This is a genomic window from Roseofilum halophilum BLCC-M91 (assembly GCF_030068445.1).
Taxonomy (GTDB): Bacteria; Cyanobacteriota; Cyanobacteriia; order Cyanobacteriales; family Desertifilaceae; genus Roseofilum; species Roseofilum halophilum.
This window is the reverse complement of record NZ_JAQPOK010000095.1, coordinates 1-19,787: the sequence shown is the minus strand read 5'-3', so window position 1 is coordinate 19,787 and position 19,787 is coordinate 1. Positions and strand designations below refer to the sequence as shown.

Here is a 19,787-nt window from a genome sequence, read left to right as displayed (position 1 = left end):
CACGGAGACAGGGAGACACGGAGACACGGGGATATTTTCCCCCATTCCCCCATTCCCCCACTCCCCCATTCCCCCATTCCCCCATTCCCCCATTCCCCCAGCAATGTCTTTCAAAATCTCCTCCTGGTCAATACACAAACCCGTTCCCACCCTGGTTCTATTCCTAATTTTAGGAATAGTCGGTTTCTTCTCCTTTACCCAATTGGGTATTGATGAAAATCCCAATATTGATGTCCCCTTTGTTTCCGTCACCATTGTCCAACCCGGAGCCGGGCCCACGGAACTAGAGACCGAAGTCACCAAAAAAGTCGAAGATGCCGTCGCCTCCCTAGAAGGAGTCGATGATATTCGCTCCACGGTGACCGATGGTCAGTCCACGACCTCCATTGCCTTTGAACTGGAAGTCAACAGCGACACAGCGACCAACGACGTTCGCAATGCGATCGCCCAAATTCGCCAAACCCTACCCCAAGACATCGAAGACCCCGTTGTCCAAAAAATTAACTTTATCGGTCAGGCGGTGATCAGCTACGCGGTCACCTCTCCCAAGCGCTCCGTGGAAGAACTGAGCGACTTGGTAGACCGGAACATTGGCCGTTCCTTGCTCTCCGTTCCCGGTGTGGCTAGGGTAGACCGGATTGGGGGCGTTGATGAAGAAATCCGCATCGATCTCAATCCTGCACGGTTGCAAGCCTTGGGCATTACCGCCAGCGAAGTCAACCAACAAATTCGCGCCTTTAACATTAACCTCCCTGGAGGGCGATCGCAAACTGGCGGTACAGAAAAAAGCATCCGCACCTTGGGCAGTGCTGCCACCCTAGACACCCTGAAAACCTACCGCATCGTTCTCCCCAATGGCGAAGATGTGCCCCTCACCAGCTTAGGAGACGTTCATGATGGATTTGCCGAACCCCGTCAGCTCTCCCGGTTAACCCTCAAAGGCGATACAGACGTTCAACAAGCGCCAGTCGTTGGCTTCTCCGTCTGGCGCAGTAGCGGCTCCACCCTAGTGAGCGTCGAAGAAGGAGTGCAGAAAAAAGTCGCCCAACTGCGAGAAACCCTACCCGAAGATATCCAACTGGAACTAATCTTTACCAACGCCGATTATATTCGCCTCTCCTATCAAGCCTCCATTGATGCCCTAGTCTTAGGCTCACTGCTGACAGTCATCGTAGTCGGTATCTTTTTAAGGGATTGGCGAGCCACCTTGATTACAGCCCTGGCCTTACCGTTATCCATTGTGCCTACATTCATGGCCATCCGTCTCCTAGGATATACCCTTAATGATATGACCTTATTGGGGTTTGCCCTAGCCATGGGAAACTTGGTCGATGATGCCATCTGTATGATTGAAAATATTACCCAGCATATTCAGATGGGTAAGCGTCCCTTCCAAGCAGCCTTAGATGCAGCCAATGAGATTGGGTTAGCCGTTTTAGCAACAACCGCCACCATTGTGGCTGTATTTCTGCCCGTTGCCTTTATGGGTGGAATTCCCGGTAAATTTTTCCAACCGTTCGCCATTACCGTTTCTGTGGCTACCCTATTTTCCACCTTGGTCGCCACAACTATGACCCCCATGTTGGCAGCCTACTTATTGAAAGGCAAGGCAGTCAAAGCCAGCGCATCAACCCTCGAAGAGACCGGCAACACTCCCGATGGTCTCCTGGATTCAGACTTAGCTCATCGGGGTTTTCGTTGGGGTCAAAAGACATTTCACCCCTATCGAGGACTGCTGGGTTGGGCCTTGTCCCATCGCATGGTGACCCTGATGATAGCAATGGCTTTCTTTGTCGGATCTTTGCAATTGGTTCCCCTGATTCCCACAGGATTATTTGCGGGGTATGACCGGGGGTTGAGTCGGGTTACCGTGGAGTTGCCCCCTGGGTCTCCTCTGGCGTTAACTGACCAGGTGATGCAGAAAACAACAGAGATTCTGCAAGACCATCGGGCGTTTAAGAGTGCTTTGGCTAGTGCTGGAGGGGGAGATTCGGGAATTAATGAAGCGTTGATTACGGTTAATCTTCTGCCCCAGGAAGAGCGGGAGGTTTCTCAGAAAGAGTTTGAGCAGGAGATGCGCGAGAAGCTTGTGCAAATTCCGGGCGCTAGGGTGAGTTTCCAATCCCAAGGTGCGGCGGGGAATACGAAGGATGTGTCGGTGGTTCTCAATAGTGAAAATCCAGAGTTACTTAAGAGTACGGCTGATGAGTTAGAGGGCTTTATGCGGGGTCTTCCCGGTTTGGTAGAGGTTTCTTCGAGTGCCAGTTTGGTGAAACCGGAGTTGTTGATTACTCCAGACCCGAAACGGGCGGCAGATTTGGGGGTCTCCGTGGAGGCGATCGCCCGCACAGCTTCTTTAGCTACGATTGGCGATAATGATGCTTCCCTGGCTAAGTTTAATCTCCCCGATCGCCAAATTCCTATCCGCGTCCAAATTGCTACAGAATCTCGCAATGATATGGAGACCCTGCGGAATTTGCGCGTTCCCAGCCAAAATGGGGGCGTGGTTCCCCTGATGGCGGTGGCGGATATCCATATCGGTAGCGGCCCCTCCCAAATTGACCGCTTTGATCGCCTGCGTCAAGTGTCCCTAGAAGGGAATTTACAAGGGCTGTCCCTGGGGCAAGCCATGGAACCGATTAATGAATGGTTAGAGACCAATCTCCCCCCAGATGTGCAACAGCAACCCTCTGGAGATGCGGAGATTATGCGGGATATTTTCTCCCGGTTTGCCAGTTCCCTGGGTCTAGCGGTTCTGGGAATCTACGCGATTTTGGTTCTGTTGTATAACAATTTTATCTATCCCCTGACGATTATGGCGGCTCTTCCCCTATCTGTGGGTGGCGCACTGCTCGCCCTGATGATTACTCAGAAGGAGTTGGGCTTGTTTGCCCTGATTGGGATTGTGCTGCTGATGGGATTGGTGACTAAAAATGCGATTCTGCTGGTGGATTGTTCCTTGGCGAATATGCAGGGCCAAGGAATGCGCCTGAAACCGGCGGTAATGTCTGCGGGGGTGTCCCGTCTGCGACCGATTTTTATGACCACGTTCTCCACGATTGCGGGGATGACTCCGATCGCCCTAGAGTTGGGGGCAGGCTCTCAAGTGCGATCGCCCCTAGCCATTTCTGTAATTGGCGGCATGACGACAGCGACGTTATTAACCCTGGTGGTTGTCCCCACCTTGTTTACCTATATCCATGGGTTCGGTCGCTTGCTGTTGCGGTTAATCCAAGGTAAACCCTCTCGACGACCTCGCCTGGCGCTCTCTTCCGAAGGGAAAGAAAGTCAGTTGAATTAACGGAGTAATATCAAGTCCGTATTGGGTATTGGCTTTGCGGACATGAAAGCGTAGCGTGTCCGCTTCATGTCCGCAGGACAAAAATCTTGCTCGCTAGAGAAAGTAGCGAGCAAGATGCTCGCACTCAGAAGTGTATTCCCTATTCCCTAGCGCGAAGCGCTATACTACTTGACTTCAACGGTTTGAGTCACGTTAATTAGGGTTTTATCGCCCCGTTTAAGGTGATATTCGCCGCGCCAAGTGCCGGGAATGAGGGGGCGATCTGGGGTGTTTTTCTTGCCCGCATAGGCTAAGATGATGCGATTGGGGCGATCGCGCACTGTCTTGTTTTCGGCGATCGTCTGACCCTGGGGATCGACCACTCGCAAGTATTCCTCATCTCCCTGTAACACCCCAAACCCATGCACCCAGAACACCAAGGCTCCCCCCTGCAAGGATAACTGCTCGTTGCGAAACTCACCCGACCACACCCGGTCGAGATCCGGCACTTCACTGGCAAAACCCGCCCGAATTAACCCCGTTGGAGTATATTTGATTTCCTGACTCCACAGAGAATTACCTGAAACATTACATCCCGGCCCCGCTTCCGGCCCCACAAAGGGATCGACCACATTCCCCTGATAGCGAACCGTCAAATGCACATGGGGAAAGGAAGACTCCCCAGACGACCCCACCATCCCCAACATTGTGCCCGTTTTGACCTCCGTTCCCGGTTGCACCGCCACACTTCCCTGGCGCAGATGACAATATTGGGTTTCCCAACCTTCACCATGATCGATGACCATGCCATTGCCACAATTCATACCTTCAATCGCCTCTAACTCTGCCTGAGAGGTAATCCGCCGATCTTCCACCCCATCCCGCACCCGCAACACCCGTCCAGGAGCCGCCGCAAGCACCGGTACACCTTGCTCCATCGCCCATTCATCGGGGATACCAAAATCCGTTCCAGAGTGGCCATCATCGGTCATCCGACCGCATCCCACATCCACATACCCCGGCCCTGGGTCGCGGTCTACATAGCGGAGAATATAACAATCTTCTCCTAAAGAACACTGAATGGGTTGGGCAAATTTTGGCCAAGTTTGGGTTTGGGCGTTACTATTACTCAACAGTCCACAACTGGTAAAGAGGATTACGCCCAGAAAGACAAGTAATATAGTGGATATACGGTTCAGTTTGAGGAACTTCATAGATATAAATGAACAATTAACAATTTTCATGTCGGCGATCGCGGAAACAATGGATCTTAGATTCTGAGGAGTGCGAGCGTCTCGCTCGCTTGCTCTTTATGTTGATACAGTTTGCAGTGCTTGCACAATTTGGCGATCGCTTTTCAGACAACCTTCCCATTTTACTATGATTTTCCAATCAATACTGAAGTAGAGCGGACTCCAACCCCTGTATATTTATGTAAAGAAATAAAACACTTTGATTAAAAATTAGACTTTAACATCTAAGTAAGTTACAATCCTGAATGTGAATCTATTATACTTACAGTCCTGACGTTATGACCCAATCTGCACTCCAGAAGGCTTGGTTATCCCTTCCCCAAAACGCTCAAGAATCCATTGTTAACCATAACTTCATGCCCGTTTTATTAGATGCCCTAGGATTTGGCAATCATGAGTATTATCCCGAATATCCGACGGGTAGGGGCAATGATAAAGTTGATTTTGCTGCTCGTAAGAATAAAAACAATCAGAGTTTTTTAGACAAGCCTCAAGACCCTTTTTTACTGATTGAAATTAAAGGCAGAGAAGTTAACTTTAACCAGTCTACCCGATATCAGGCAACGGTGAATCAACTTAAGCGTTATCTTTCTCCGGATGCCACTAACTGTAAATCCGTGCGCTGGGGAATCATTACCAATGGAGACGCGATTCAACTCTTTCGTAAACATGGAAAAGTAGTTTTTCCGGTTACCCAACTTACGCCCTTAAATGCCGAAAATATCGATCAAAAAGTAGCAGATATTAAACAACACTTGAAACAGACGGCTAGGGCGCTATTTGTGGTTTGTTATAATAATAAAGGCGGAGTAGGCAAAACCACAACGACTCTCAATGTTGCTGCTGCCTTGAGTTTATCGCAGAGAAAGGTATTGGCGATCGATTTTGATCCGAACCAAAGAGATTTAACCCATAGCTTAGAAATACAGCCTGCTTCGACTCGATTATATCAGTGTTTAGAAGATTATAGAAACCATCATATCAAAGAGGCGATCGCCCAGTATCGACAGAAACTCAAGTCGGGAAAAGAATTGGGTTTTGATCTCATTCCTGCCGATGAAATGTTTCTACGCTTGAAAGAACAGGAGTTAACGGCAAAAGTGACTAGGGGGAGACTAAGACAAGTTTTGCAAACCCTGCGGAATGAGTATGATTATATTTTTATTGATTCTCCTCCCAATTGGCAACTGTTTAGCCAAGAGGCAGTGATGGCGGCTGATGTGGTATTAATTCCGACGAAACATAATAATTTAGCTTCTTTAGAAAATGCGGCTTTAGCCATCTCTCAATTTTTGCCAGAGGTGGGCAACCGCAGGCGAGATATTTTATCCCCGGATGCGGATAACCCTACGGCTTTACCTATCTTTTATAATGGAGAAACGATGACGGATGCCCAACAAAGACAGGCTCAGAATGCTATTATCAGAATTATTAAATCTCACAAAAAAGACTTTGGTTCAGATTTACAGCCCTATTTTTTCCCAAAATACACTTCATCGACTAAAAATATGGATGTGTTTTTGCTTAAAAATCATGCCCATATTTCCAATGCGGTATTTAAGCGTAAACCGGCGGCATATATCAATAAGGAAGTGTTGGCTTCTTATAAGGAATTAGTTCAGGAGTATTTTATCTAATGAAACAGGAAATTGGCGCTCTCATCTATCTCTATTTAGAGGAAATTGAGCCGGGAGAACCGGTAAAGATCCATGAGTTTTTGATTAAGGAAACGGCTAAGGCAGTCAGTCGAGCAGGCGATCGCAACTGGCTCCCCATCATCGTCAAACAAATGGGTCAAGATCGCTACCAAGTTATTAGTAATATGTTCGCCTATGCCGTGGCTGAAGAAGCGGGCTTAGAAAAAGTCTGGTGTATCATTGCTGACGATTCAGAAGCCACTCAAACCGCCTGCGAGTTACTTTCGCAAGAGCGCTTACCAAAAATTGACTTAGCCACGGCAACGGTTGACGACATTCACCGGGGGTTAGATTACTTAATCCATCGTGCTGTTAATCCCTTAAAGGGGGTAAAACTGCCAGTTGCCACCAGTCGCATTTTTGAAGCGCCGCGCCCAACCTGGAAACCGAGTTTAAGGGACGTAACTCAGCTCAAGTGCGGCATCACCAAAGGGGCAAAGCTGAATGCGTTTAAGGAGGTTTTTTATCTGTCTGCTCAAGCCAGTAGCACCATGCAGGAACCGCAGGAGGAGATGCAGCCGACGGATCTCAACAGTTTAACCGTTTCCCAGTTGAAGAAAATTGCTAAAGAACGGGGATTATCGGGCTATTCTAAGCTGAAGAAAGGAGAGTTAATTGATTGGTTACGTTAAACGCCGAGTGAAGGCGATCGCCATTCCCCAACCCATCGCCAGCATTTGTTGCAGCACATAGCCAGGGGTGAGGGGGTTAACCTGCACGTTTAACGAGCCAATACCGTAGGAAAACTGCTGCAAGAACCACCAAAACAGATAAGATGGGGCTGGGAGTTCAATGGGGATAAACACAATCAGCAAGGGCAGCAGGGTTTCTATTTTCGCTTTAGGAAACCGGATAACATACGCACCGAGGAGAGCGGCGATCGCCCCATTTGCACCAATAATCGGTAAAGCCACATCCGGATCGAGGAAAACTCGGATCAAACCCATCACCACACCACTGAGCAGGTAAAACCCCAGAAATTTCCATCGCCCCATTACACTTTCGAGCCGTCTGCCAAACACAAATAAGAAGATTAAATTCCCCAAAATTTGGGCATAGCTACCATGGAGAAATATCGCTGGTAGAATAGCAAAGCATCGCCAGATAAACACTACCCATACCGCCGGATTATCACTGATAATTGCCTCTTGCCCCAATCTGGCGATCTCCCTGGGAATCATGCCCCAATAGCTCACCCAATCGGACAATTCTCCAGTAAAATCCCAGTGAATTTCTGCTATGAAAACTACCAACATTAACCCGATTAAACCATAACAGATCGGTGATGGGCGAGAGATGACTTGGGTATCGCGGATGGGAATCATGACAGCAGGGGGCAGGCAGCAGAGTATTCCCAATCTTAACAAAATCTTCGTGCGATCGTAAAATTTTTATTATCCCTTTCCCAAGCACAAATCTTGAGGTAAAGTTGAGTCTCTTGAAAATAATCCTCTTCATAAGCCAACCGTAAGCAAATCTCCAAGCGATCGGCTTTTACCTCCGTCTGCTTTTGATTGCCAATCGCTTTGCATAAGGCTAAGGAAAGAATTTCCACTAAGTGATGTCCACAGCAGACTTGCCAAGGATCATGATCGTCACTTTTCTGTTGATTCAGACGTTCCTGTAACTCTGAAACTTTTAGTGAATACAATTTCGACTTATTAATCACTTCTTAGCATCGTTTCTAAATCGTGGGTATCAGTACGCAACAGATTTGGACTAGAAAATTCAAGATTATCCAGGCGATCGAAATCGGCATCGACAATAGCTAAAATTCCTGCAAAATTATCGTTTTCCAAAATTTGCAAAACTTGTATCACTCGCTGTTTACTGGAAGGCTTACCTGAAACCACTTCAATTTCACAATTTTTATGGGTAAAACGTTGGTAAAACTTCTTATCCGATCCTCCTTCCACCAATAAAAAAGCACCGGTAAACGTTTGGCGTTTAAGCCGAATCGCATTAGCCTCACGATCGGGAGTAAGTTGATCTCTCATTATTTTGGTCTTTTTAGTTCTACCGTCCAATCCCAACGATCTTGGATAATATCGGGTGAGTGAGTTGCCATCAGAATATCTATATCTGCAAGCTTAATAATTTCTTGCAAATCTTCTAAAAACTCAGATTGCCATCCCACATGGAGAGAGAGTTCAGGTTCGTCAATTAAAACCAAAGAGTTAGGTTTTACTTTGAATAAAAGCTCATAAAGTAAGACCAATTCATGTTGTTCACCAGAGGACAATTCCGTGAGTTCTAAATATTTCCCATTGTCATCATAAGATAAGGGATGATCGAATAAGCTAACCACAAATCCATCCTTTTGATTAAACTCTATTTTTTTATAAGAATATTGAAATTTATGGTTTATGACTTTCCTGAGTAGTTCTATTTTATTTGCAATTTCTTGAAAAACGCCTAGCTTGCTATTCACATCTTCAATATAAACTGATAAAACACTTTGAGTGCTTTCATCTATCTCTCCTTGCGGGATCTGGAATTCAGTATCTTCAGCCCTATCCAGTAATCCCAAACTTATTAAATGCGAGCGATATTTTTCTAGTCTATCCAATTGATCTTGTAGCTCCTGTTTGGTAAATTTAGGTTCACTGTCTTGGTTAACTAATCTGGCTGGAAATGTTCTGTCTAAAGATTGTGATACTCTACCATATTCACTCCGCGCATGTTGAATTGAACTTGCTAAATTTTCAGAATATTGTACAATGGTCGATTCCATCCCAAATTCTTGATTCATTTTTTTAGAATTATTATAAGAATAAAATGATGATAATCGCTGAGATTTGACTAATTTTACAGGAATATTTTCTTGAATTTTTTCTAGCCACTCTGGATTTTTGATATCCTTCAAAAAACCTTCAGGGATTCTATGTTTTGCAAATCGATAAATAATTTCTTCAAGCGACAGAATATCATGGGTTGGGGTGTATAGCCATTCGTCTCTACTGATTCTCTTAATTTCTGGCAGAACATCTTCTAAGATATCACCAGGCATTTCAAGGTTAGATTTTATGGATTTTGGATAAAATGGCTCTTCACTTAAAGAAGAAAAAATGCAAAGTTTAGACTCAGGGTTATGATCGATATCTTTTTTTGATACTTCGAGTGTATTTCCATCATTGAAATTGAGCTTAAAAGTGCTAAAAGGGATACTATTCAAAACAGAATATTTGGCATTAAATAATCCATCTATTAACCTGAGAATTGATGTTTTGCCAAAACCGTTGGGGCCGTGAATGATAGTGATGCGATCCTCTTGATTTAGAGGGATGACATGATCGAAGACACCAAATAAGCCTGTAATAGAAATTTGTTGGATTTTCATGGTTTACTCCATACCTTTTCACAATTATAAGATTAAAGTTACTCCCAGTGTTGTAATTCTTGGAACCAGGCTTGAATTTGTTCGCGCCGGGTTTCAAAGGTGGCGGCAATCCAGATGAGGGAAATGCCAACTCCTAGGGCGACTAACCATTTGGAGAAGGGATAGTCAAAAATGAGGATTCCTAACTGATAGAAAATGTTGAGTAAAAAGGTGGTGGTTCCAACATAGAGAAAGGCGCGGGTTTTGAGGGAGAGTCCGGCAAAAATAGTGAGTAAACTGAGGGTTCCGGTGAGTGTGCCGATCCATTGTTGGGCAGTAAAGGAGGTTAAACTGATGATGACAGAAATTAGGGTACGCAGGTTATGGCGAAGTTTGCGGTTTTGGGTGGATTTTAAGAGGGGATCGACTTGGATAATGTAGAGGAGGGAAAGGCTGATGGTGAGGGCGTACCAGAAGATTTCGGTAATGGAAATTTCGAGAAAATATCGCCAGATGATCCAGTTGAGGACGGCTACGGTGAGGTAGGTAAAGCGAATTTGTTTGCTGGCGATCGCCAATCCGATATAGTAAGCTGCAATTACCACCAGACTGGCTTGGTTCAAAATAGTGGGATTCTCGACCATGGCATACAGGGGAATCGCAATGCCAGCCAGTTGCCAGGGGCGTTTTGACCATCCCCAGGTTTGCCAAGGAAGGAAGTAGAGAAAGTAGGCAAACAGGGTAGCAATGGCTCCTTTCCAAGCCACTAACGGCCCCCCTAAGAGTTGGGCGATGGGGGTATTGAGCCAGTAAATGCGCATTCCTAGGGCTTCTAAAAATCCGAGATAGACCCATAATTCTTGGGGTTTGACCTCTCCTGTGGGAGGTGTGCCCTCTCCCCCAACCCCCTCTCCCACGGGAGATGTGCCCTCTCCCCCAACCCCCTCTCCTGTGGGAGATGTGCCCTCTCCCCCAACCCCCTCTCCCACGGGAGATGTGCCCTCTCCCCCAACCCCCTCTCCCACGGGAGAGGGGGCTATAGACACGGGAGAGTTTGCTCTGCGACCTTGACTGATGGCGTAGAGAACTAGGGTTGCACCGGTGGCAAATCCTAGGGTCATTCCTTGTTGAATGGGGTTAAAAGTGGCGATGATTAGGAGTAGGCTAGAGGCGAACCAATGGAGATGACAAATCGAGCGAAATTCTCTAGAGGTCAATTGGAAATAGGGGCGTAAAAATTTCCCTAGTAGGCGATAGGCGTAGAGGATACCGCTTCCTAGGGTTGCCATGAGAATGAGTCCATCTCCGGTTGCTCCAGAGGGTTGTAAAGAGAGTTGGTAAAAGAGCAGTTCGTAGGCACATGCGGTAACTCCAGCGAGGGCAAGATAAATGAGGGGTTTAAATTTCGGCGATCGCTTGCCGATACCGAGGATAATAATCGCTAGGGCTAGGGTGGTGACTCCTGTCCAACTGGAAACGGTTCCCCAACGAAGCAGCGCCCCTAAAATGCCATAAGCTAGGGGGATAATATGCCAAGCTGCCCGAAGATTTTGGGATTCGCTGGGCTGTTTTGAACTCCACCAGTCGCCGAACAGTTGAGCGCATAAGCCCAAAATGAGGTTAACTAGGGCAAGGTTAATAATGGGTGAGTCAAAACTGGCTAGGGTTTCTACGGCTAACAGTTCAATTGTCCATGCGATCGCCAATAATTTCCAGTTGGTGATAGTAGGGGCGGGTTCACCAGTTGTTTGGCTGTTTTCCCCAAGTCTGAATAAACCCGCCCCTAGGGAATGACGGGGGTTTTGGGTTTGACTATACGGGGCGGGTTCACCAGTTGTTTGGCTGTTTTCCCCAAGTCTGAATAAACCCGCCCCTAGGGAATGACGGGGGTTTTGGGTTTGACTATACGGGGCGGGTTCACCAGTTGTTTGGCTGTTTTCCCAAAATCTGAATAAACCCGCCCCTAGGGGGTGATGGGGGCGGGTTTTCTGACTGTAGAGAAGGGCGATAAAGAGCAGAATTAAGCTGATAAAAACGGTGATTTGGGGGGGGATGGTGTTGATGTAAACGAGGACGGAATGGAGGGTGAGGAGGGTTAAGCAAAAGAGACAGAGGGCGATCGCCCATCCATGGAAACTTTTACGATAAAGTCGGGTTAACTGGCGCTGCCATTGTGCTTTACCTAAGCGCAGGTGTTTGGCTCCGATCCATAATCCGAGAACATTGACTGCACCGACGATCCACCAAGTGGTTGAGGGAATGTCGATCCAATCGGATAAAATGACGCGCTCGGTGACTAATCCTAAGCCAACGGTCATGGCAGTGAGGTACAGTTGACGAGAATAGCGACTATGACCGATGAAGATAAAGGTAGCAACCAGTAAACTTAAACACCTGAGATCGAAAACCTTCATCGTCGGTAAAACCGCCACCATGACAGCCGCGCTACTCCATCCGATGGCGGTGGGTTTGGGTTTCGGATACCAACTGCGATAGGCGGTTGCACCACTGAGGAGCATACTGGTACTGATGGAGAGATAAGTGGGAGTGAGCAGTTCTTGACTTACCCAAATGCCCTGGAGGGTGAGAACTGTGCCACAGAGGGCGATCGCCCAAATATCCAGCGCTTGAGTGTAATGGGGAATACTTTTGCGTAACGTATAATGACGGATTCCCCACAATGGGGAAGCGGCGATCGCCCCCAGCATTAACCACAGGGGATCGATCGCAGGAGGCATTCCCGGAACCAGATCCCACAAAATTAATCCTAGGGCACTTAAGGCACAACCCATGGTAAGGGTAGCAGTGGCAATATGGGGCAGTTTACGGGTATTGAACACCATGATGAGGGTAGCCACTGCCAGCCCGAAAACGCGCCATCCTGGAGTTTCCAACACCAAGGCTTGAGCTAAAAAGAGCATCACGATACTCAATTTAGGCGCGAGATCTTGTTTATGGGAGTGGGGGGAATAGCTAATCAGGGTAAGGGTTGCAGGGATGGCGAGCCAAGGGAGATGGGCGAAAGTAAAAGTATACTCTTTTAGGGTAGAGAACAGGAGTAAATAGGCGATCGCCCCTAACCCAAATCCAATCAACCAAGCGCTTTGTTGCCAAATCTTTTCATACTCACTCGGTTCTAGGGAACGACGCAGATCGGAAAACCACCATTCCATAACCGTCATTGCCAGCAAAATCAGCGCCCAAGTGTTTAAGCTTAAGTTAGAGTTGACATAATGAATCAGGCTTAAAAGAAGGGCTAATCCGGTGCAGTGATTCAGGTAGACAAGCAAGTGAAACGAATGCAGAATGTGCAGATCGTATCGCCGCTTGGTTACCCACATCAGCAGAAACACCAAATTAGTTAAACAGAAAATCCGTAAAATGGCATTAGGAAAACTGAAAATCAGTAAGCTAATGCCTAACCCCAGAGCAACAAACTCGGAAAAATGGGCGAGTTTCGGTTTTTCCCGTCGATAGAAGCGATCGCCCATATGAACGATCCAGATGAGGTAAGGCAATCCGATCGCACTGATGAGAGCGATCGGCACCTCTTGCGCTTGGGTAATCTCTACTGCTGTGGCGATAATCTGCGATTGTAACATCTCAGGAACAAAGCTCCACAGCAGCAGAGACATCTGCACCCCAATCAACCACAGGATCGCCAGATCGCGCCGATGTTGCCAGCGAGCAATAAATTGCTGGTAGATTTGTGTCGCAATTAAACTAATAACTACCCCTTGCCAAGGAAATGTTACCCAGATAGAGACAAACCAGGCAAAAAATAGCAGAGTTAAACCCAGGCGATTGATCGGTTTATGGTATTGGGAGCGACGGGTGAAAGACAGCCAAACGGTGAAAGTTCCACAGAGAGCGATCGCTAAACCTAAATGAGGTAAAACAACCCCTTGCACAAAAATCGCACGAAACAGTAGAATACCGATCGCATAAAGACTTAAGCGGCTCAGTCGCAGCGTTTGTTTCAAAGAATTTTGCAGATTTTGGAACTGATAGACATAGAATCCTAAGCTGCCCAGAGTTGCCAAATAAACCGAAAAAATGGGAAAATTTGGGACACCCCAACCCCAATGGAGATAGCTGGCAAGAAGATAAATCGGGAAGCCCAAAGAAACCCTAGTTTTAGTCTGCCAGAGGGAGCCAGCCATAACCGTTAAATATACCGCCGATCCCAGACTCGCTAAACCATTAACAGGATGACTCCATAACCCAAAGTCATCCATTGCCCAAAAATTGACCGGAATTAAAAGCAATGTAACCAATTTTAGGGCTTGTGAGGTTAATTCTAAATTCTCTTTCTGACTGGCTAAACGACTAATCAACCAAAACAAAGACGTATATCCTAACAGCACCCCATATTGGGCTATGGCAGGGAAATTTTCCCATTGACTGGCAGCAAATACCCCAGAAGAGAGAACGACGAGAAATAGCCCTAAAAATAATAACCAGCGCACGCTTAATTCTGCTTTCAAAGACTCTAAGCGTTGCCCGATCCAACTGGGTTTAAAAACCGTGGGGGCAGTCCTTAAAACCGGTGTTGATAGTATCGGGGGTTGTTCTGCAACCGGTGGCGCAATCACCTGGGGCGCGATCTTTTGGGGTTCTGGAATCGTACAACACAGATAATTATGGGCAATCTGTTTTACCCGTAAGGGATCGATTAAACCTAAACGTAAGCCAATTTCTAACCCTTCTAAGAAACGGGGATGACGGGTATCCACTTTCAAGCAGAGATAGACGGAATCCTCGGTTAAAATTCCCAAATCTTGCCAAAGTTTCAACCCTTCCAGTACAGAATTGATAGGTAAGGCTGGATCTAGCTCAATTTCAATGATCGACTCAGGAACAGGAGCCATAGTTTTATAGCGCTTCGCGCGGCAGAAGGGTAATGCCCTTTGATGACGTTCAGGGCGAGGGTAGGTTTTAGGTTAAGAGAAACTACACTAAACGGCGTACCGTTTCTAATAATAACTCCTGACTAAATCCTCCCTTGGTTAAATAGGCACTTGCCCCGGCTTCTGCGCCCCGATGTTTATCTTCATCAGAAGCCAAAGAGGTGACTAAAATAATTGGCAGGTCTTCATATTCCTTATGCTCCCGAATTTTTGCAGTTAACGATAACCCATCTAAATTGGGCATTTGTACATCAGAAATCACGCCATCAAACTGACGAGTTTTTAACTTATTATAGGCATCTAAGCCATCTACAGCCGTCACTACCTCATAACCTGCACTTTCCAAAATTCGTTTTTCTTGAGTACGGGTGGCGATCGAATCCTCTGCTAATAGCAAAACGGCTTGTTTACCATTATCCTCTGGCTTTTTGATGGACTCAGAAGACTCGATTTTTCGTTGGATATTTTTCCTCTGGACTGACTTGACTAAATCTTGAGGATTTAAGACCATACAGACTTCACCTGTCCCTAAAATGGTTGCCCCAGAGACATTCCGAACCCGTTGCAAAAGACGACTTTGGGGTTTGAGAATAATATCCTGTTGATCGAGCAGTTCATCCACAATCACTCCTAATAATTCTGTTCCAACTTGCAAGATAATACAAGGTAAAAGTTCTATATTTTTGGTTTTTCCAGACTCACCCTCAGATTCAGAAGCAGAGGATAATTCTAAAATTTCTTCCAGCCGAGCAATGGAAATGGGTTCTTGATCCATGGCATAAGTATCTCGACCCTCGATCGCAAAAATTTGATGCTCTGGAATAAGTAAAGTTGTCTTGACAAATTCTACTGGAATAGCATAGGTTGCACCCTGAACCGATACCAATAAAACGGAAGCAGTGGCTAAACTGGTACTCAGTTGAATGGTAAATTTACAGCCTTTACCGGGAGTGGATTCCACATGGATACTTCCCTTTAAATGTTCCACATTGGTGCGTACCACGTCTAATCCAACACCGCGCCCAGAAACTTCAGTGACTAACTTACGAGTGGAAAATCCAGGGGCAAAAATTAGGGATTGAATTTGTGCCTCGGTCATGGCTTCGAGTTCTTCGGGTCGTCGCAGTCCCTTGTTTTTGGCTGTGCTTTTAATGTTTTCTACGTTTAAGCCTTGCCCGTCATCCTTAAGTTCAATAATAATACTATTGCCAATTTGAGACCCTTTCAGATGAACGGTTGCTTGGGGGGGTTTCCCTTGGGCGATGCGTTCGGCAGGGGTTTCAATGCCATGATCGACACTATTGCGGATCATGTGCATTAAGGGGTCTTTCATTTCTTCTAAAATGCGTTTATCGGCTTTGGTTTCTGCGCCTTCTAGGATTAAGTTGATTTGTTTTCCTTGTTGTTTGGCTAAATCTCGAACTAAGCGCCCAAATAGGTTAAAAATGGTGGATAAGGGCAATAGGCGTAGGGTGCGAATGCCAGAATCGAGTTGATTGGCGATCGCCTCTAAACGAGCCACATCTTCGGAAGCTCGCGATCGCAACTGATTTAACAGTTTGCCCATCTCTTGTAAATATTCTTCATGGCGTTGTTTGAGCGCTTGCAACTTATCCACACTCTGCTCAAAACTAAGATTGCCATAGGTTTGCCGGTTCCACTCTTCCCACAAATTGACCATATCGTTCATGGTACTAATATGGTGAGCCATGCGGATTTTACTGACGGTTAACTCTCCGGTTTGCGTCATCAAATCATCTAGATTTTGAGTGGCAACCCGCACACTCTCAATCCGATAATTCGCTCCCATTACTGGTGCTGCGGTCTTCGAGTCGGTCTTTTCAGGCACAGGTGGAGGAGATGGGGAAACGGGGACAGGGGGACGCGGGGACGCGGAGATGGGTTTTACAGACTCTGGTGGCTCCTGTACTACTGGCTCCGGTTTGGGAAGGGACTCCTCTGCTGCTGATGTGGCCTCTGCTGGCTCTGCTGGCTCCTCTGGCTGGGGTTCGGGTTCCGGTTTGGGAAGGGACTCCTCTGCTGCCGATGTGGCCTCTGCTGGCTCTGCTGGCTGGGGTTCTGCCGGTTCGGGAAGGGACTCCTCTGGGGGTGGCTCGGCCACCGGTTCAGCTTGTGGAGTAGAATGGTTCGGGATATTCGCCCCCATGAGGACGGCTAAGACTTTGTAGGCTTCAATGCCTGAAGGTTCGCCGGTGACGGCTTCATGGACAACTTGGCGAATGGCATCTAAGCCATAATAGAGGCGATCGTCCATTCCCCCCTCAAGGGCCTTCGTATCCTCTTTGAGTTTACCGACCACTTGCTCAATTTGATGGGCCAGGGATTCCACGTCCTTAACCCCCAACATCCGAGAGTCTCCTTTGAGGGTATGAGCTTCTCGGAGAACTTCTTGGAGTTTTTCCCCATCGTCTGGATGTTGCTCTAGGTGCAAAATACCTGCCTCTAGATTTTGCAGGTGTTCCTCGCTAGAGACTTTATAAAGTTGCCGCAGTTCTTCATCTTCGATGATCATGATTCACCTGGGATTGACTCAAAGGACTTAACTGTGAAAGGCCGGTAGTTGCTCAAAGATTATTCATCAAATAGGAGACATCTAATCTGATAAGGTTTTATTATATAGATGTTATAGTGGGTTGACCGAATGCACCACTCCAGACACGGAATCGAATGTAAAGATCGACCGGATGTCATTGACCAATTTCGATATCTTCAAACTCAGTGGCGAAATTCACTCTGTCATCAAAGTTGTGAGTTACCCCAACTCCTGGATCAAAGTGAGATCGCCCCGAATTGGCACACTTCCCCCATAACCGAACCTGATGATTATGATATCTTGGTTATTCCCTCCCTGACGTTGGATCAACAAGAACTTCAGAAAGTTGAAGGGGTCATGCACTACGAAGAGCGGATGCTGTTTTCCCTGATTCGATTAAAAAATCCTCGCACTCGCTTAGTTTATGTTACCTCCGAACCCCTACCAGAGATTATTGTTGATTATTATCTCCACCTTTTACCCGGTATTCCCTTTTCCCATGCTCGCGATCGCCTATTATTGTTCTCGGCTTACGATCGCTCGTGTAAATCTCTAACGGAAAAAATTTTAGACCGTCCTCGCTTAATTGAGCGAATTCGGCGATCGCTCCGTTCCCAAAACTCTTATATGGTTTGCTTCAACGCCACATCCTGGGAGCGGGAATTATCAGTCAGATTACAGCTTCCCCTGTTTGCTTGCGATCCGGAACTACTCTACTGGGGTACGAAATCGGGCAGTCGGGAAATTTTTGCCCAATGCAACATTCCCCATCCCGATGGCTGCCATTCGGTGTGGAATGCCCAAGACTTAGCGGAAGCATCGGCTGATTTATGGGAGCGACAACCGCACCTGAAGCGGATGGTGATTAAACTCAATGAAGGATTTTCCGGTGAAGGCAATGCCTTACTCCATTTAAATCCCATTGCTGATTATCAACCCGGAAAAGCGTCCCACGGCGATCGCCTCCGCGCCATCAAAAACCAGTTTCAGCACCTCAGATTTCAAGGCCCCGGAGAAACCTGGCCCACCTTTGGCTCCCGTATTCCCGAATTGGGAGCCATTGTCGAAGCCTTTATTGAAGGAGACAACAAGCGATCGCCCAGCGTCCAAGCCCAAATCACTCCCCTAGGAACCGTAGAAATCCTATCGACCCATGACCAAATTTTAGGCGGCCCCGATGGCCAAATTTATCTCGGCTGTCAATTTCCCGCCGACGAACCCTATCGCCTTAAAATCCAGGAATATGGCCGCTTAATTGGCCAGAACTTAGCCGAAAAAGGAGCGTTAGAGCGCTTTTCTGTTGATTTTATCGCCATCCCTTCTACTAACAGCTCTTCCTCGGATTGGGATGTATTCGCCATTGAAATCAATCTGCGCTGTGGTGGCACAACCCATCCATTTATGACCTTACAATATTTGACTGGAGGATTTTATAATTCTGAAGATGGCTTATTTTATAGCCAAAAAGGGCGACCCAAATATTATTTAGCAAGCGATAATTTACAGAGAAAATCCTATCACGGACTATTGCCCCACGATTTAATCGATATTATCGCCCATCATAATCTACATTTCGACACCGGAACCGAAACCGGAACCGTATTTCACTTAATGGGAACCTTATCAGAATTCGGTAAACTAGGATTAACCAATATCGGTGATTCCTTAGCCCAATGTGAACTCTGTTATCAAAAAGTAATTTCTGTTTTAGATCGAGAGACCCAACTGTATAACGGAACCCCTAAAACTCCAATTTCACCGAGAGCTAACGTCGTTGGAAATCCTCTCATCCATCATTAAAACATGAGAGCGCTTCGGACTTGTGAAAAATCCCTCTGCTAACTTTCGGCGAGGGACTTTCAATTGCGTTAAATGTTAAGATTATTTTGCCATAAACTGGTCATAAGCCATCAAGGCCTCTGCACCATAAACCGTTGAAGGCCCTCCCCCCATCAGTTGGCAAACGCCGATCATTTCTACCAGTTCTTCACGGGTTACCCCGGCTTTAATGCAAGCTTCTGTGTGATGGGCGATACAACCATCACATCGGGCCGCGATACCCAGAGCCAGAGCAATTAATTCTTTGACTTTGGGGGAGAGCGCTCCCTCTTTAGCCGTTGTAGCCATAATTAAGGTCTTAAACGCTTTCATGGTGTCTGGCTCTGCTTTTGCCAGCTCTTTACTCCCGGCCATAAAGTGTTTGCTGATTTCGGGATAGTTTTTCATCACGTTATCTCCTGGGAATCTTAATCAGGTTGACTGAAGGGTTCAAGTATAATTATAGCGCAATATTTCTTTTTAGTGATTAAGTTTTTAATATCAACTCTGGGTCATCCATTAAACTACAGCTAAACGGACTGGATATAACCCGGCCATGCTGCCACTGCTTTCTCTGTTACAACTGGGGTTTAATCTGATTCTGGGGAATCTCTGGAGCGGTTTTACTCTGTTTGAGCTGATAGCCTTGCTGCTGAATCTCCTGGACAAAATCAGTCGTCTCTAAAGGCCCAGACTCCGGTTTAGGTTTTGGGGACTGGGAGTGATGGCGTTGATGTTTCAGTTTAGCTTTGCGTCCCATAGAATCGACTCTATCCTACTCAAGGGGGTCACTCCCTAGTTTACCAAAGCAATTGGTTGACACTCCCCGCTCTAAAGAGACGGGGATTCTTGGTTCATTGAGATTACTTGCTTAGACAAAATCACTTCTGAAAAAGTAGAGGTATTCTCTCCCCAAGCGTTTATTGGGTCTATCCCAAAAGTTCCCGTATGCCCTA

General features: G+C 46.6%; 13 protein-coding genes. 4 read left to right on the top strand and 9 right to left on the bottom strand.

Annotated features, from left to right (window positions below; all coding sequences use genetic code 11):
* The first annotated feature begins 103 nt into the window (after positions 1–103).
* Positions 104–3,301, top strand: coding sequence for an efflux RND transporter permease subunit (locus PJF56_RS13080; RefSeq protein ID WP_283763123.1), 3,198 nt, complete (start codon positions 104–106; stop codon positions 3,299–3,301).
* A 164-nt stretch (positions 3,302–3,465) separates the two neighbouring features.
* Here PJF56_RS13080 and PJF56_RS13075 read toward each other — a convergent pair whose 3' ends face one another.
* A complete protein-coding gene (locus PJF56_RS13075) occupies positions 3,466–4,494 on the bottom strand; it encodes a M23 family metallopeptidase (RefSeq protein WP_283763122.1) in 1,029 nt (342 codons plus the stop codon).
* Between the two features lie 317 nt (positions 4,495–4,811).
* Here PJF56_RS13075 and PJF56_RS13070 point away from each other — a divergent pair, with 317 nt between their 5' ends.
* Positions 4,812–6,170 (top strand): AAA family ATPase, encoded by a 1,359-nt coding sequence (locus PJF56_RS13070; RefSeq protein WP_283763121.1) that lies wholly within the window; start codon positions 4,812–4,814, stop codon positions 6,168–6,170.
* Positions 6,170–6,862: a Rho termination factor N-terminal domain-containing protein gene (locus PJF56_RS13065; protein WP_283763120.1), complete on the top strand. Its 693-nt coding sequence runs from the start codon at positions 6,170–6,172 to the stop codon at positions 6,860–6,862. Before PJF56_RS13070 ends, PJF56_RS13065 begins: the two co-directional genes overlap by 1 nt.
* Here the strand turns inward: PJF56_RS13065 and PJF56_RS13060 are convergent.
* The 6 genes from PJF56_RS13060 to PJF56_RS13035 form a co-directional block, all read right to left on the bottom strand.
* Positions 6,854–7,555, bottom strand: coding sequence for a rhomboid family intramembrane serine protease (locus PJF56_RS13060; protein ID WP_283763119.1), 702 nt, complete (start codon positions 7,553–7,555; stop codon positions 6,854–6,856). The two genes, PJF56_RS13065 and PJF56_RS13060, sit on opposite strands and share 9 nt — an antisense overlap.
* A gap of 35 nt (positions 7,556–7,590) precedes the next feature.
* Entirely contained in the window at positions 7,591–7,881 is a 291-nt protein-coding gene (locus PJF56_RS13055) for a hypothetical protein (protein WP_283763118.1), read from the bottom strand.
* 10 nt (positions 7,882–7,891) lie between these two features.
* Positions 7,892–8,227, bottom strand: coding sequence for a DUF4435 domain-containing protein (locus tag PJF56_RS13050; RefSeq protein ID WP_283763117.1), 336 nt, complete (start codon positions 8,225–8,227; stop codon positions 7,892–7,894).
* Positions 8,227–9,570, bottom strand: coding sequence for an AAA family ATPase (locus tag PJF56_RS13045; RefSeq protein WP_283763116.1), 1,344 nt, complete (start codon positions 9,568–9,570; stop codon positions 8,227–8,229). Before PJF56_RS13045 ends, PJF56_RS13050 begins: the two co-directional genes overlap by 1 nt.
* Before the next feature lie 38 nt (positions 9,571–9,608).
* Positions 9,609–14,420, bottom strand: coding sequence for a hypothetical protein (locus PJF56_RS13040; protein ID WP_283763115.1), 4,812 nt, complete (start codon positions 14,418–14,420; stop codon positions 9,609–9,611).
* 82 nt (positions 14,421–14,502) lie between these two features.
* On the bottom strand, positions 14,503–16,992 hold the full coding sequence (locus PJF56_RS13035; RefSeq protein WP_283763114.1) for a hybrid sensor histidine kinase/response regulator: 2,490 nt from the start codon (positions 16,990–16,992) through the stop codon (positions 14,503–14,505).
* 129 nt (positions 16,993–17,121) lie between these two features.
* On the opposite strand from PJF56_RS13035, the gene PJF56_RS13030 reads away from it, so the two are divergent.
* Positions 17,122–18,813, top strand: a complete 1,692-nt coding sequence (locus PJF56_RS13030) for a peptide ligase PGM1-related protein (RefSeq protein ID WP_283763113.1) — start codon at positions 17,122–17,124, stop codon at positions 18,811–18,813.
* 81 nt (positions 18,814–18,894) lie between these two features.
* Here the strand turns inward: PJF56_RS13030 and PJF56_RS13025 are convergent, their stop codons facing one another.
* Positions 18,895–19,239 carry a carboxymuconolactone decarboxylase family protein gene (locus PJF56_RS13025; RefSeq protein WP_283763112.1) on the bottom strand — a complete coding sequence of 115 codons (345 nt, stop codon included), beginning with the start codon at positions 19,237–19,239 and terminating at the stop codon, positions 18,895–18,897.
* A 169-nt stretch (positions 19,240–19,408) separates the two neighbouring features.
* Positions 19,409–19,591, bottom strand: a complete 183-nt coding sequence (locus PJF56_RS13020) for a hypothetical protein (RefSeq protein ID WP_283763111.1) — start codon at positions 19,589–19,591, stop codon at positions 19,409–19,411.
* Positions 19,592–19,787 lie beyond the last annotated feature (196 nt).